Genomic DNA, 14628 nt, shown 5'->3' on the forward strand with positions numbered 1-14628 from the left:
TTTTTATTTTAAAAACTACTTCATAAAGTAACCGAAATAAGAACAGCTTCCCAAGAGGTTTTTCGAGGTTTCTGTATTCGCATACTGTGTTTTCAGTAAGGCAAAGTAAGTTCTGTATTTTTGGTTTTTAATATTATCCAGTTCTTTTTGGTGAGCATCTGTTTTTTCAGACCATTTAGGATCAGAATAATCAATGTTCGCTTGGTTTTTGGCTTCATACTGATAGTATTTTCCCTGTTCGGCACTTGCCATTTGGAAGAGTATTCTGGCTTTCTCTTCTTTTTTTGTGGAAAGATTCAATGCTTTTTTATAATAATTAATAGCCAAATCAAAATTATCAGGTTCAATGAAAGACCTGTCTAAGAAATTTTTATAATAATACTGATACGGATTTTTCTGTTCAGTTTGCCAGAAGTCATATTTTCCTCCGTTGCTGTTGTCAATATCCATCACGAACAATTCTCTGTAGTAACCCAAAATAGAAGTATTGTACAAAAGATTTCCTATCAGCTGATTGGCTTTTGCAGATTTCTCATCTTTTCCGGATCCTATTTTCTTAAGCTGAATTAAAGCATCGGCAAGTTGCAGTTTATTCATCTTAGGTTTAATAAAAGGAAATGCGGTGTAGTTTTCATTTTCCATACTTTGATCATCCGGACTACCAAAACTTTCCCAGACATTGTGCCCGAAAACATAATCGGAAATGTTATTGAAACCATCATAGTTGGTTCCGTTATACACTAACTTCTCGTATTTCCCGGTTGTCGGATTATACTTCTCATAATCCTCCCTCGGAATTCCGGCGAAACTCTGTGCTTTCTGATAATAAGATTTCGCTTTCTCAAAATCAGCAGTTCTCATGGCTCTGTCACCATAAATCGTGGCGAAAAACGCTTCAATATTACCTACGTTATCCATATTCTTAGCAATGATTTGTTGCTCGAACTGAGTTTTATTCGGTTTTCTATAGAAATCTTCTACACTCTTTACCAAACTCGAATTCGGATTGTATTGTAAGTCAGAAAGTTTATTATTCATCAGGAACGATTTTCCATCTTCTCCCTGAAGGAAATAGCGATTGGCTAAAACATCTTTCAGAAAATCAGCTGTTGAAGGAACAGAACCATAATAATCATATTCATTAGTATTCGTACTGTCTTTTTTTACTTCTTTTTCCATAAAATACTCTGCATAATCTTTCATGAGATGATCTTCATATTCTGCGTCTATTTTAGGTTGAGAAACAATATCATTCAGCACTTTCATTCTCTTGATCTGTTCAAGATATTCCGGATTGTTGGTTTTAATATCTTCTAAAATTTTGGTACTCTCTTTATAGTCTTTTTTCAAGAATTTCAGATAAGCATCTGCAATCTGCCAATATTCATCACTGGATTTCTCTTTGGTCTTATTGGTGAATTTTTCCAGATCATCCAAATAGTCTTTGGTCTTTTCATCATACCAATAATTGTTTTTTGTGAAAACAGGAATTCTGTTTGGGTTTTCCAATAAATCATCATCACTTTGGTCAGCTTTGTTTTCAGTTTTATCTTTATCAGACTCCGAGCCGCCAAATAGATTTTTAAAAAAGCGCACAATTTTCTGCCAGAAAGAAAGTTTCTCTTCTTTCACCACCGGAGCTTCTGATGAAGTTTTATCAGTTGGATTTTTCTGAACAGTAGTATTCTTATTGTCGGAATAATAATAAATCGGAAGATAGCTTCTTTCAAGTTCATTGATGCTTCTTACTGCCATCACTTTCAGGATTTCAGAATTCGGATCAATCTCAAACATCTTTTCCATGATCGGAATCGGATTGTTGAAATCTTCATATCCTAAAAGAAAATAAGCCATGTTTTTCTCTTCATTCGTTCCTGCTCTTTTCATAATATTATTAAAAGATGCGGTATCCGAAAGCTTCATAGAGACAAACGCAGATTCCTTACGGTTTTTACTGTTCATGAAAACCTGAAAGAAATTCCAGTTGGCGTCGGAATTCATTTCCAATCCTCTTTGTGCTCCCGCAAGTTGATCAAGAGCCATAAAATAAGGCGCGCCTTTCAGTTGAATCGGCTGAACATATTTTTTGAAAGCGAGTGTCGCTGCATCGTAATTTCTTGTGTAATGATTGAAACGGACAAGTTGGTACCCGTATCTTTGTTTGATTTCAGGATTCCTTGCAGCATTGTATAATGAAGTTAATGCTGCAATTGTTTTATTGTAATCAAGATTCGTAGCATTCTTATCATTGCTGCTCCCGTTGTAGTAAAATGAATTTTCATTCTCTACAAAATTGATACTCATATAAGGCTCCAGATATTTAGCTTCAATTAAGTAATCAATTGCTTCCTTGTATTTCTGGTAAAATCCAAATCCTAGTTTTTTCAGTAAAGGATTATTTGGAGTTCCTTTTTTTAAATCATTAAGATCATTCAGGCTGATCTTATGAACAAGATAATCTGTTTCTGAATAAGAAAGCTGATTATTGAAGAATTTTTTCCAGGAATCTATATTTTCATCTGGAATCAACCCCTGTTTGTACTGATCATAAAATCGGGTAGAGTAACTCAGCAGAAAAGGTAAATATGATTTGTCCTTAATAATACTCTGTGTAAATAAGTTGAAATATTCATAATCCGGATCAGACCATGCACAGGCGTTTGATTTTGTATAAAAAAGCGCCAAAACGGAGAGTGAAAGAATATACTTTTTCATTATAATGTGGTGTTTTTTAATGTTGATTTTAAAAATTAAAATCCTGATTGTATACAAATTTACTATCTAATTGATAATATATAATGTTAAAATTATGGATTTTGTTTTGAAGGAAGTCAACGACTTCTTTGAATTGGTCATCAGAAATCTCTTCAACTTTTATGGTAAAGCCTTTATTGAGATAATGCCCGAAATAGAAACCATCTTTCAGAACTTCGGCCGTGTTCTCTGTAATCTTTTTGAAATTAGGGTTATTAAGATCTTTTTTAGATAAAGCATTAATCAGTTTATGCTTTTCCAAATGATTGGTAACAATTCCCCACGAATAAATAGGAAGAGCAACTTCAATTTTTTTGATGGGATATTCATCAATTTTTGAAAGATAGCTTTTCAAAATACTGACATCCAGAATAGAATTCTTATCAGAATTTTCCAATGGCGAAGAAGTGGAGTAGCACATGAGGTAGACTTTTTCTACGGGAGGAATTCCTGTCTGGCTTTTATCTTTTACCTGATGAAGCCGGAGTGTGCAGGTAATTTCTTTCCCTGATATTTTTTTTAATTCTTTTAAAAATTTAAAATAATCATCCCGTGTTCCGGCAGTCCAATCACAGTCAATCTGGATTTCATTATTTGTGATAAAATGATATTCGGCAATTTTCTTTTGAATAAGGTTGTGTACACTTTTGGCCAGGAAAGCGGTTTCGTCTTTTTTAATGTAAAGAAAAGTGCGGTTGGTGATAAAAACTGTTGGGACAATCTTCTTTCCAGTTTCAAAACTTTTGTCTTTTGTAATAACGCCTACAGGCTGAAACTTATTATCAATTTTATCTACATCAAAAAAACGGGTATATAAATAAGGCGATGGAGATTGATTCAATGTTTTCTTTTCGGTTTCATTTAAAGCAAGCCTTGTTTTCCAGTAATAAAAACCATAGGAATGATTTTCCTTCTTACTGCAGGAAGCGATAAAGAAAAATATAAATAAAAGTTTTACTATTTTCATTATTTGTATAGTATTCCTTCGCATTCACAACTTGAGTTATCTGATTCTTCTGCAGAACAGCAATCCTCAGACTTCATGATTTTTCCGGCATCATCAGTAAAATATATTTTATCTTTATTAAACTTGAAATCCCATTTTTCATTAAATTTTTTAAAATGTACTTTCATTACTCCCGTATGATATTTTCCTACATTAATATCTTCTGAAGTTTCCGTACCGTCTGCCTGATTTACCTGTACATATCCGAAATGGACATCACCGTTTTTCTTTACATCAACATAATAAGCCGGAGTTCCGCTTCCGCTAAATCCTTCCAGAATATTAAAACTTCTTTTCCCTGTAAACGGTACTTTGGTCTGAGCAAATGATAATGTGCCAATGCACAGAATGAATAAATAAAATAGTTTTTTCATCTTAAATTTTTTTCAAAATTAAAAATAACTCAGCAAAAATTAAACCGTAAAATCACGGTGATTGCTTTTGGAAAAGGACTTTTAGCTAATTCCAAAAAACAAAAAAACACCTCAAAAAGAGATGGTTTATGAATTACTAACAATTTGTATTTAAAATACCGTTGCTGCCAACTGTATTCTTGCAAACTTATTCGACGGATTCCACATGGCCATCATAGCAACCGGAAGGCTGTAATGATCCGTAATTTTTAAAGTTTTGGTAGCCTTTACTCCAACGTTTACAATATCAAAGCTGTTTTCCCCGTTTCCGTAAAGAAATTTTTTGTCATTTAAAGCAAAACCTGCTCCTACAAAAGCATCAAGATTTACTTTTTTATCTTTAATTACTGGATAGCTTGCCTGAACGTATGTTGAATATTTATTCTTTTTATAGCTTCCATCCGGTTCCAAAACAACTTCTCCTGCATTGGCTCCCCCGTACAACATGATGTCTGCTTCAATATTTAAAGGAAATGAGGCACCGAACGTATAATTCGTTCTCAAGTCAATAATATGAGCCGTTTTTCTGTTGGAATAATTAAAAATATCATCCGAAGCAATGGCTGTATTGATGTTTCTTGAATTAAACAGATCCCATAATCCGATGTAAAATCTTCCGTTGGAAAACTGTATATAATAATTGATTTCTTTGTAATGGGTGTTGTCTTTGTCATCTGCCAAAGCTGAAGCTCCCCAAATTCCGACTTTCCATTTTTTATCTTTATCCAAAGCGTAGGAAAGATTTCCCATTACAACAGGTTTATCCGTAATAATTAAACCTCTCCAAAGGTGATTGTTTTGAATATTTGCTGTGAAATCCAATCTGCTGTCTTCCTTTTCTTCGGTATTTTCCTGGGCAAAAAGATTCCCTGTGCCTAATACAATCAGGCATATATAAAAGAGTTTTTTCATTGTTTAAACTGTCGATTAAGTTATGAGGCAGTAGAGTATTGCTGCAAGAGCAGCTCCGATGATTGGTCCTGTAATGGGAATCCAGGCGTAGCCCCAATCACTATTTCCTTTTATGGGAAGAATAGCATGCATAATTCTTGGTCCAAGATCTCTGGCCGGATTGATGGCATAACCTGTTGTTCCTCCTAAAGACAAACCAATTGCCCAAACTAAAAGGGTAACAGGTAGAGCACCAACGCTTCCTAAACCTATTTTTGCGGTAGGATCATTATGTAAAGTAACACTTGGATCTGCAAAATGGAAAATCACAAATACCAAAACGAAAGTTCCGATAATTTCACTAATAATATTGGAAAGCGGTTTTCTGATCGCGGGACCTGTACTGAAACAAGCCAATTTTGCACCTTCATCTTCTGTGATGGCAAAATGGTCTTTATTAAACAGCCAGACAAGGAAAGCTCCCAACATGGCACCAATCATTTCTCCTGCGATATAAGTAGGAACCAGATCCCATGAGAATTTTCCTGCAAAGGCTAATCCTAAAGTCACGGCTGGATTCAAATGCGCTCCGCTGACGGGTCCTGCAACCGTTACGCCAACGAAAACGGCCAAAGCCCAAGCTGTGGTAATCACGATCCATCCGGAATTATTTCCTTTGGTATCTTTCAAAACAACGTTTGCCACTACGCCGTTTCCTAAAAGTATCATCAGCATGGTGCCGATTATTTCTGCTACAAATGGAGTCATAGTTTTAATTTTGTTTTATATGTGATTAATCTTCAATCCAGCTTTGAGAACGCTGAACCGCTTTGTTCCAGGTGTTGACCATTTTATCAACTGCTGCTCTTTCCAATTGTGGATGGAAATCTTTATCAACGATCCATTGAGATTTAATTTCATCAATACTTTCCCAATATCCAACGGCAAGTCCGGCAAGGTAAGCTGCTCCCAATGCTGTTGTTTCCAATGTTTTTGGTCTTGTAATTTTAAATCCGAAAATATCTGACTGAATCTGCATTAAAATATCACTTGCAGAAGCACCACCGTCTACTCTTAATTCTAAACTTTCTCTTCCGGAATCTGCTTCCATTGCTTTTACAATATCATAAACCTGAAAGGCAATTCCTTCTAGAGTTGCTCTTGCGATGTGCCCGTCTGTTGTTCCACGAGTTACGCCAAAGATGGTTCCGCGAGCGTACTGGTCCCATTGAGGAGCACCTAGACCTGTGAGAGCAGGAACAAAATACACACCACCGTTATCATCAACAGATTGTGCTAAAGCATTTACTTCTTCTGCCGACTGAATCAATTTTAATCCATCTCTCAACCATTGAATTGCGGCACCGCCTACAAATACGCTTCCTTCCAAAGCATAGTTGACTTCTCCATTAATTTTCCAGGCAACGGTTGTCAATAAATTGTTTTTTGATGCAACGGCTTCAGTTCCTGTATTCATTAAAAGGAAGCAGCCGGTTCCGTACGTGTTTTTTACCATTCCGGGAGTCGTACACATCTGTCCAAAAAGTGCCGCCTGCTGATCTCCTGCAATTCCTGCAATCGGAATTTTTGTGGAAAATAGAGTAGTGGCTGTTTCTCCGTAGATTTCACTGCTTTGCTTCACTTCCGGTAAAATCGCCCTTGGAATATCAAATAATTCCAATAAATCATTATCCCAATCCAAAGTATGGATATTCAAAAGCATGGTTCTGCTTGCATTCGAAACATCGGTAATGAACATTTTTCCGCGTGTAAGTTTCCAGACTAAGAAAGTATCAACTGTTCCGAAACACAGTTGTCCGACTTCTGCTTTTTCTCTTACACCTTCTACATTATCTAAAATCCATTTTAGTTTTGTTGCTGAGAAATAAGCGTCTAATACCAGACCGGTTTTTTCTTTAATGGTTTCAGCATGACCTTGTTCTTTTAATTCATCGCAATATTTCGCAGTTCTTCTGTCTTGCCATACAATTGCGTTGTAAACAGGTTCTCCTGTTTCTTTATCCCAGACGACGGTAGTTTCACGCTGATTGGTAATCCCGATGGCAGCAACTTCTCTTCCGGAAATTCCGGCTTTGGCAATTACTTCCGCCGCTACGGAAACCTGAGAAGACCAAATTTCATTAGGATCATGCTCTACCCAACCCGGGGTAGGAAATATTTGTTCAAAACTTTTCTGAGAAACAAATTCTATTTCTCCGCTGTGATTGAATAAAATGGCTCTTGACGACGTTGTACCTTGGTCCAGAGCGAGAATTAACTTTTTACTCATGCTATGATAGTAATTAAGATTAAATGGATCTTGGAGAGTAAGGAGTCAATAAGTATCCTCTCGCCAATTCGATAAACTCATTTTCCTGTTCACGTGCCCATTCTTCAGAATGTCCGTTTTCTTTTGCGATGATGAGAGCAATCTTATGCGCACTGTCGATTGCTGCTCTTGCATCTAAAAATAAAAGTCGGACTCTTCGTGCTAAAACATCTTCAATGGTTTGCGCCATTTCGCTTCGGATAGCCCAAATTGCTTCCGCGACTGTGAATGGATGATCAGGGTGTATCTTTTCTGAAAATTCAGGATTGTTTTGCTGTAGTTTTTTAATCTCCGGAATATCTGCTCCGTAAACATATAAATGATTGGTTCTGTCAACTGTTTCTGGTTTCACATTTCCATGAATCGAAAGATGTTCTGTCTTGGAAGTCGTAGTTCCTAAGTTGTGAACTTTCATTGCTTTATCAATGGTGTCTTCTGCCATCTTACGATAAGTTGTCCACTTTCCTCCGATAATGGAAACCAATCCGGTGTCGGAGGTTACCACTTTATGACTTCTTGAAACTTCTTTTGTGCTTTTGCTTCCGTCTTTTGGAGCAGCAAGAGGTCGAAGTCCTGCGAAAACAGATTTTACATCTTCGCGCGTTGGTTTTTTAGCTAAATATTGTCTTGCTGTATTTAAAACGAATTTAATTTCATCTTCCAAAGCTCTCGGCTCGAAACTTTCGCTTTCCAACAAAGTATCGGTTGTGCCTACCAAAGCTCTGTCATGCCACGGAACGACAAATAAAACTCTTCCGTCTGACGTTTTCGGAATCATGATCGCGTCGTCACTTTTTAAGAAAGATTTATCCAAAACCAAATGAATTCCCTGACTTGGAACTACGAATTTTCCATGTTTCGGATTATTCATATTTAATATGTCATTCGTGAAAACTCCGGTAGCGTTGATAACCACTTTTGTTTTGATTTCGAACTGCTCTTTTGTGAACTGGTCTTCTGCAACAACTCCTGTGATGATATTGGAATCATTTTTAATTAAATTAATCACTTTAATGTAATTAACTACAGTTCCTCCTTTTTCGGTAATTGTCTGTGCTAAATTGATGGCCAGTCGTGCATCATCAAACTGTCCGTCCTGATAGACCACTCCGCTTGCCAAACCTTTTTGTTCGATAGTAGGAAGTTTTTCAGCGGTTTTCGATTTGCTGATGTATTTTGTTCTTCCCAAACTTAGCTTTCCGGCAAGGAAATCATAAACAGAAAGTCCTATTTTATAATAAATTCCTCCCCACCAAGTATAATTTGGGATAATAAAAGATTGGTTTTTAACAACATGTGCTGCGTTTTTTGCCAGTAAACCTCTCTCTTTTAATGCTTCTTTTACCAAACCGATATCTCCTTGTGCTAAATATCGTACTCCTCCGTGTACCAATTTGGTACTTCTGCTGGAAGTTGCTTTCGCAAAGTCATGCGATTCCAACAGTAACGTTTTAAATCCTCTGCTTGTAGCATCTAATGCCGAACCTAAACCACTCGCTCCACCACCTATTATAATGAAATCCCATTCTTTGACGGTTGTTAATTTGCTGAGTTCTTCGTTTCGTTTCATAATATTTCGTTATGTTTCGTTTCCAAATGTATAAATTAAAATCGAAACCAAAAAGAAAATAAATGAAATTTTTCGAATCAAAATAAAAATGGTATTTTTGATGAAACGAAACAAAATGGAAAAATTACTGCCGAGACATAATGATATATTGAAGGAACTGGATCATAATGATCATGTTCTTGTGCAGGATTTGTGTGAAAAGTTTAATGTTTCGTCGGTTACGATTCGAAAGGACTTAAACTATCTCGAAAGTTTAGGACTGCTTTTCCGAAATCATGGGGGAGCAAGTAAGCACGTAAGATATGCTTATGAAAAAAACGTTGATGAAAAAGAAAGTATTAATGTAGAAGCGAAACAGAATATTGCGAAAGGGGCTTTGTCTTTAATTCAGGAAAATGATTGTATTATTCTGGCTTCCGGAACAACAATGCATTATTTAGCAAGGATGCTGGTGAATTTTGGTCCGCTAACGGTTTTGACCTCTTCTTTGCGTGTTGCAATTGAACTTTGCAATAATCCTAACATTAATATTATACAACTGGGAGGGGAAGTAAGAAAAAGCTCGACTTCAATTGTGGGGTCTATTTCTGAAGGTATTCTGAAGCAGTTTTCGTGTAATAAATTATTTCTTGGGGTTGACGGAATCGATATGGATTTCGGGATTAGTACCTCCAATGCTGCAGAAGCTCATTTGAATCAATTGATGATCGAGTGTTCTGATAAGGTTGTCATTCTTGCAGACTCTTCCAAATTAAATAAAAAAGGCTTCGGGAAAATTGCCGATCTGGATAAAATCGATTATCTCATTACGGATAATGACATTTTAGAAGAAGATAAAAATAACCTTGAAGAAATTGGAGTAAGTGTAATTGTTAAATAAAAATCAACTTATTTTTAAATTTTCCGTAATTCAAAAATATTTCCACTAAAATTTAGTCTCATTTTTCCTAAAATTACCTAATTGATTAAAAATCAAAATATTTTGCATTAAATATTTGTAGGTTTGAAAATTATTCATACATTTGCACACTCATTTTAGGGGCGTAGTATGCCTATATCAAAAGTAGAAATTACTTCAGACCTCCGAAAAATGGTGATAAATAAAGGATAAATTTTATTATAACATAAACAATGTCAGGTATTATTGGTAAAAAAATCGGTATGACGTCTTTGTTTAACGAAGAAGGAAAAAACATTCCTTGTACAGTTATTCAAGCAGGTCCATGTGCGATTTTACAGGTCAGAACCTTAGAAGTTGACGGTTATTCAGCTGTTCAATTAGGTTTCGATGACAAGAGTGAGAAGAACGTTGGTAAAGCGTTAGCTGGTCATTTCAAAAAGGCTGGTTCTACTCCTAAAGCTAAATTAGTAGAATTCCACGATGGATTCGCTGAAGCAAAAGTAGGAGAGGAAGTGAAAGTTGATCTATTCATCGAAGGTGAATATGTAGATGTAACTGGTACTTCTAAAGGTAAAGGTTTCCAAGGTGTTGTTAAAAGACACGGATTTGGAGGTGTAATGCAGGCAACTCATGGTCAGCACAACAGACTTAGAGCTCCAGGTTCTATCGGTGCTGGTTCAGACCCTTCAAGAGTATTCAAAGGGATGAGAATGGCTGGAAGAATGGGAGGTAAGCAGGTAACTGTTCAAAACCTTCAAGTATTAAAAGTGGATCAAGAACAAAATCTTTTAGTAGTAAAAGGTGCTGTTCCGGGAGCTAAAAATTCTTATGTAATTATCAGAAAATGGAACTAGTAGTATTAAATACATCAGGAAAAGAGACCGGAAGAAAAGTAACTCTAGACGAAACAGTATTCGGAATTGAGCCAAATCAGCACGCGGTTTACTTAGAAGTTAAACAGTACCTTGCTGCACAAAGACAAGGGACTCATAAAGCAAAAGAAAGAAGCGAAATTACTGCTTCTACTAAAAAACTTAAGAAGCAAAAAGGATCTGGTTCTGCTAGATATGGTGATATCAAATCTCCAACTTTCAGAGGTGGAGGTAGAGTATTCGGACCAAAACCAAGAGACTACAGATTCAAATTGAACAAAGCTCTTAAGAGATTAGCTAAAAAATCTGTTTTATCTCAAAAATTGAGAGACAACAGCATTAAAGTATTAGAGGCTTTCAATTTCGAAACTCCTAAAACTAAAGAGTTTATCAACATCAATAACGCTTTAGGATTCGAAGGTAAAAAATCTCTTTACATCTTAGATGAAGCAAACAAAAATGTTTATTTATCTTCAAGAAACTTACCTAAGACTAAAGTTCTTACTTACAACGAAATTAGCTCTTATGACCTAATCAATGCAGGTGAGATCGTATTCTTAGAAGGTGCTATCGAGAAATTCCAAGAAAATTTAAAGAAATAAATCATGTCAGTTATTATTAAACCAGTTATCTCAGAAAAGGCTAATTACCTTACAGATTTGAGAGGTTCTTATTCTTTCTTAGTAAACACTAAGGCGAATAAAATCGAGATCAAAAAGGCTGTTGAAGCAGCTTACGGTGTAAAAGTAGCAGACGTTAACACAATGATTTATGCTCCGAAGGTTTCTTCGAAATACACTAAAAAAGGTCTTCAAGTAGGAAAGACAAACAAATTGAAAAAAGCGGTAATCAAACTTGCTGAAGGTGAGGTTATCGATATTTTTGCTGTAAATTAATTATTAATTATAAATAATAGTAATGTCTGTTAGAAAATTAAAACCTATCACCCCGGGACAGAGATTCAGAATTGTTAACAATTTTGAGGAAATTACTACCAACAAACCAGAGAAATCTCTAACAGTTGGTATTAAAAAGTCAGGTGGACGTAACCAAACAGGTAAAATGACCATGCGTTACACCGGAGGTGGACACAAAAAGAAATACAGAATTATTGACTTCAAAAGAAACAAAGCAAACGTTGAAGCAACTGTAAAATCTGTAGAGTATGATCCAAACAGAACTGCATTTATCGCTTTACTAGAATACGCAGACGGAGAGAAGAGATATATCATCGCTCCAAACGGTATCAAAGTTGATCAAAAAGTAGTTTCAGGTGAAAGCGTTGAACCAAATGTTGGTAACGCAATGAAGTTGAAAAACATTCCATTAGGTACTGTAATTTCTTGTGTTGAAATGAAGCCTGGTCAAGGTGCAATTTTAGCAAGAAGTGCTGGTTCTTCAGCTCAACTTACTTCAAGAGACGGAAAATATGCAATCATCAAATTGCCTTCAGGAGAATCTAGAATGATCCTTACTGAATGTTATGCAATGATTGGTTCAGTTTCTAACTCTGATCACCAATTAACTGTATCAGGTAAGGCTGGTAGAAGCAGATGGTTAGGTAGAAGACCAAGAACTAGAGCGGTAGTAATGAACCCTGTAGATCACCCAATGGGAGGTGGTGAAGGACGTTCTTCTGGAGGTCACCCAAGATCTAGAAACGGTAAACCATCTAAAGGTTACAAAACTAGAAAGAAAAACAAAGTGTCTAACCGTTACATCGTATCTAAAAGAAAATAATTATGGCAAGATCACTTAAGAAAGGACCGTTCATTCATCATACTTTAGATAAGAAGGTTCAGGCAAATATAGAAGCTAACAAGAAAACAGTTATCAAAACTTGGTCTAGAGCATCGATGATCTCTCCAGACTTCGTAGGGCAAACTATTGCTGTACACAACGGGAAATCTTTTATCCCTGTTTACGTTACAGAAAACATGGTTGGTCACAAGTTAGGCGAATTTTCTCCAACAAGATCTTTCAGAGGTCATGGTGGTAACAAAAACAAAGGAAGCAGATAATCATGGGATCAAGAAAACAAGATAGCGCAATCGCAAGAAAAGAAGCTAACAAGGACGTTGTTAAAGCTTCATTAAACAACTGCCCATCTTCTCCAAGAAAAATGAGATTAGTTGCTGATATCATTAGAGGAGAGCAGGTAGATAAAGCTCTTTACATCCTAAAATATTCTAAAAAAGAAGCATCTAACAAGTTAGAGAAATTACTTCTTTCTGCTATGGCAAACTGGCAGACTAAAAACGAAGGTGCAGACATCGAGGAAGCAAACCTTATCGTTAAAGAAATATTCGTGGATAGTGCAAGACAATTGAAGAGACTGAGACCAGCTCCACAAGGTAGAGGGTACAGAATCAGAAAAAGATCTAACCACGTTACATTAATCTTAGGTAATAAAGAAAACTAAATCAAGGTATGGGACAGAAGACAAATCCAATTGGTAACAGATTAGGTATCATCAGAGGATGGGATTCTAACTGGTTTGGTGGAAACGATTATGGAGACAGAATCGCTGAAGACTACAAAATCAGAAGATACCTTGAAGCTAGATTATCTAAAGGTGGTATTTCAAAAATTTATATTGAGAGAACACTTAAATTAGTAACAGTTACAATCACTACTGCTAGACCGGGACTTATCATCGGTAAAGGAGGTCAGGAAGTTGATAAATTGAAAGAAGAGTTGAAAAAACTTACTGGTAAGGATATTCAAATCAATATTTTCGAAATCAAAAGACCTGAACTTGATGCAGTACTAGTAGCTGATAGCATTGCTAAGCAAATTGAAAACAGAATCTCTTACAGAAGAGCTGTTAAAATGGCAATGGCAGGTACAATGAGAATGGGTGCAGAAGGTATCAAAGTTCAAATCTCAGGAAGATTGAATGGTGCTGAAATGGCAAGAAGCGAATCTTTCAAAGAAGGAAGAATTCCATTGTCTACTTTCAGAGCGGATATCGATTATCATATCGGTGAAGCGTTAACTCAATACGGTAAGTTAGGAGTTAAAGTTTGGATCATGAAAGGAGAAGTTTACGGTAAAAGAGAACTTTCTCCACTAGTGGGACAACAGAAGAAAGGGCCATCAGGAGGAGGAAACAGAGAGAGAGGCGATAGAGATAACAGAAAACCAAGAAGAAACAATAATAATTAAAAATTTTAGATCGAAAATTTTGAATTTTAAATTGCCGTTACTTTTTTAAAATCTAAAATCTAAAATCTAAAATCTAAAATTTAGAAAATTATGTTACAACCAAAAAGAACCAAATTCCGTAGAGTTCATAAGATGAAGATGAAGGGGATTGCTCAAAGAGGTAATCAACTTGCTTATGGAACTTTCGGAATCAAAGCAACAGAAGGTGCTTGGATCACTGCAAGACAAATTGAAGCAGCTCGTATCGCTGCAACAAGATATATGAAGAGAGAAGGTCAGCTATGGATCAAAATCTTCCCAGATAAGCCAATTACTAAAAAACCAGCGGAAGTACGTATGGGTAAAGGTAAAGGTGCTGTGGAATATTGGGTAGCTGTAGTAAAACCAGGTAAAATCATGTTCGAAATCGGAGGAGTTCCTTACGAAGTAGCGAAAGAAGCTCTTAGACTTGCGGCACAGAAATTACCAGTAGTTACTAAATTCGTAGTTGCTAACGATTTTGTTAAACCTCTATAATCTTTGAATACAATGAAAAAAGCTGATATTAAAAATTTAAGCGCGGGAGATATTCAAACTCAGTTGACTGAAGCTAAAGCTCAATACCAAAAATTGAAATTGGCTCACAAAATCAGCCCAATTGAAAACCCGATTCAAATCAGAGATTTGAGAAAGACAATCGCAAGATTAAACACAGAGTTAACTAACAAACAATAATTTCATTTTA

The 14628-nt window shown here is 36.0% G+C and carries 17 protein-coding genes; 10 read left to right on the top strand and 7 right to left on the bottom strand.

Annotated features, from left to right (window positions below):
- Positions 1 to 15 precede the first annotated feature (15 nt).
- The 7 genes from RM51_RS00950 to RM51_RS00980 form a co-directional block, all read right to left on the bottom strand.
- Positions 16 to 2715, bottom strand: coding sequence for a hypothetical protein (locus RM51_RS00950; protein ID WP_039364562.1), 2700 nt, complete (start codon positions 2713 to 2715; stop codon positions 16 to 18).
- A 28-nt stretch (positions 2716 to 2743) separates the two neighbouring features.
- On the bottom strand, positions 2744 to 3721 hold the full coding sequence (locus RM51_RS00955; protein WP_039364029.1) for a hypothetical protein: 978 nt from the start codon (positions 3719 to 3721) through the stop codon (positions 2744 to 2746).
- Complete coding sequence (locus RM51_RS00960) at positions 3721 to 4134, bottom strand: hypothetical protein (protein WP_039364032.1); 414 nt, start codon at positions 4132 to 4134, stop codon at positions 3721 to 3723. Before RM51_RS00960 ends, RM51_RS00955 begins: the two co-directional genes overlap by 1 nt.
- A gap of 150 nt (positions 4135 to 4284) precedes the next feature.
- Complete coding sequence (locus RM51_RS00965) at positions 4285 to 5085, bottom strand: hypothetical protein (protein WP_039364036.1); 801 nt, start codon at positions 5083 to 5085, stop codon at positions 4285 to 4287.
- Positions 5086 to 5100: 15 nt separating this feature from the next.
- On the bottom strand, positions 5101 to 5832 hold the full coding sequence (locus tag RM51_RS00970) for an MIP/aquaporin family protein (protein ID WP_039364039.1): 732 nt from the start codon (positions 5830 to 5832) through the stop codon (positions 5101 to 5103).
- Between the two features lie 25 nt (positions 5833 to 5857).
- Positions 5858 to 7354, bottom strand: coding sequence for a glycerol kinase GlpK (glpK, locus tag RM51_RS00975; RefSeq protein ID WP_039364041.1), 1497 nt, complete (start codon positions 7352 to 7354; stop codon positions 5858 to 5860).
- 19 nt (positions 7355 to 7373) lie between these two features.
- Complete coding sequence (locus tag RM51_RS00980; RefSeq protein ID WP_039364044.1) at positions 7374 to 8963, bottom strand: glycerol-3-phosphate dehydrogenase/oxidase; 1590 nt, start codon at positions 8961 to 8963, stop codon at positions 7374 to 7376.
- 115 nt (positions 8964 to 9078) lie between these two features.
- Between RM51_RS00980 and RM51_RS00985 the strand changes: the two genes are divergently transcribed.
- The 10 genes from RM51_RS00985 (at position 9079) to rpmC (ending at position 14618) form a co-directional block, all read left to right on the top strand.
- On the top strand, positions 9079 to 9843 hold the full coding sequence (locus RM51_RS00985; RefSeq protein WP_039364564.1) for a DeoR/GlpR family DNA-binding transcription regulator: 765 nt from the start codon (positions 9079 to 9081) through the stop codon (positions 9841 to 9843).
- A 251-nt stretch (positions 9844 to 10094) separates the two neighbouring features.
- Positions 10095 to 10718 (top strand): 50S ribosomal protein L3, encoded by a 624-nt coding sequence (gene rplC / locus RM51_RS00990; RefSeq protein WP_039364046.1) that lies wholly within the window; start codon positions 10095 to 10097, stop codon positions 10716 to 10718.
- Complete coding sequence (rplD, locus tag RM51_RS00995; protein WP_039364048.1) at positions 10709 to 11338, top strand: 50S ribosomal protein L4; 630 nt, start codon at positions 10709 to 10711, stop codon at positions 11336 to 11338. Before rplC ends, rplD begins: the two co-directional genes overlap by 10 nt.
- Positions 11339 to 11341: 3 nt before the next feature.
- Positions 11342 to 11632 carry a 50S ribosomal protein L23 gene (gene rplW / locus RM51_RS01000; RefSeq protein WP_039364049.1) on the top strand — a complete coding sequence of 97 codons (291 nt, stop codon included), beginning with the start codon at positions 11342 to 11344 and terminating at the stop codon, positions 11630 to 11632.
- Positions 11633 to 11654: 22 nt separating this feature from the next.
- Positions 11655 to 12476, top strand: a complete 822-nt coding sequence (gene rplB / locus RM51_RS01005) for a 50S ribosomal protein L2 (RefSeq protein ID WP_039364051.1) — start codon at positions 11655 to 11657, stop codon at positions 12474 to 12476.
- A gap of 2 nt (positions 12477 to 12478) precedes the next feature.
- Positions 12479 to 12757 carry a 30S ribosomal protein S19 gene (rpsS, locus tag RM51_RS01010; RefSeq protein WP_034678015.1) on the top strand — a complete coding sequence of 93 codons (279 nt, stop codon included), beginning with the start codon at positions 12479 to 12481 and terminating at the stop codon, positions 12755 to 12757.
- Between the two features lie 2 nt (positions 12758 to 12759).
- Complete coding sequence (rplV, locus tag RM51_RS01015) at positions 12760 to 13158, top strand: 50S ribosomal protein L22 (protein WP_039364058.1); 399 nt, start codon at positions 12760 to 12762, stop codon at positions 13156 to 13158.
- An 8-nt stretch (positions 13159 to 13166) separates the two neighbouring features.
- Positions 13167 to 13904, top strand: coding sequence for a 30S ribosomal protein S3 (rpsC, locus tag RM51_RS01020; RefSeq protein ID WP_039364061.1), 738 nt, complete (start codon positions 13167 to 13169; stop codon positions 13902 to 13904).
- Positions 13905 to 13994: 90 nt separating this feature from the next.
- On the top strand, positions 13995 to 14420 hold the full coding sequence (gene rplP / locus RM51_RS01025; protein ID WP_039364064.1) for a 50S ribosomal protein L16: 426 nt from the start codon (positions 13995 to 13997) through the stop codon (positions 14418 to 14420).
- A gap of 12 nt (positions 14421 to 14432) precedes the next feature.
- Positions 14433 to 14618: a 50S ribosomal protein L29 gene (rpmC, locus tag RM51_RS01030; protein WP_039364067.1), complete on the top strand. Its 186-nt coding sequence runs from the start codon at positions 14433 to 14435 to the stop codon at positions 14616 to 14618.
- Positions 14619 to 14628: the final 10 nt, after the last annotated feature.

It is taken from the genome of Chryseobacterium taiwanense, from assembly GCF_000813825.1.
Classification (GTDB): Bacteria; Bacteroidota; Bacteroidia; order Flavobacteriales; family Weeksellaceae; genus Chryseobacterium; species Chryseobacterium taiwanense.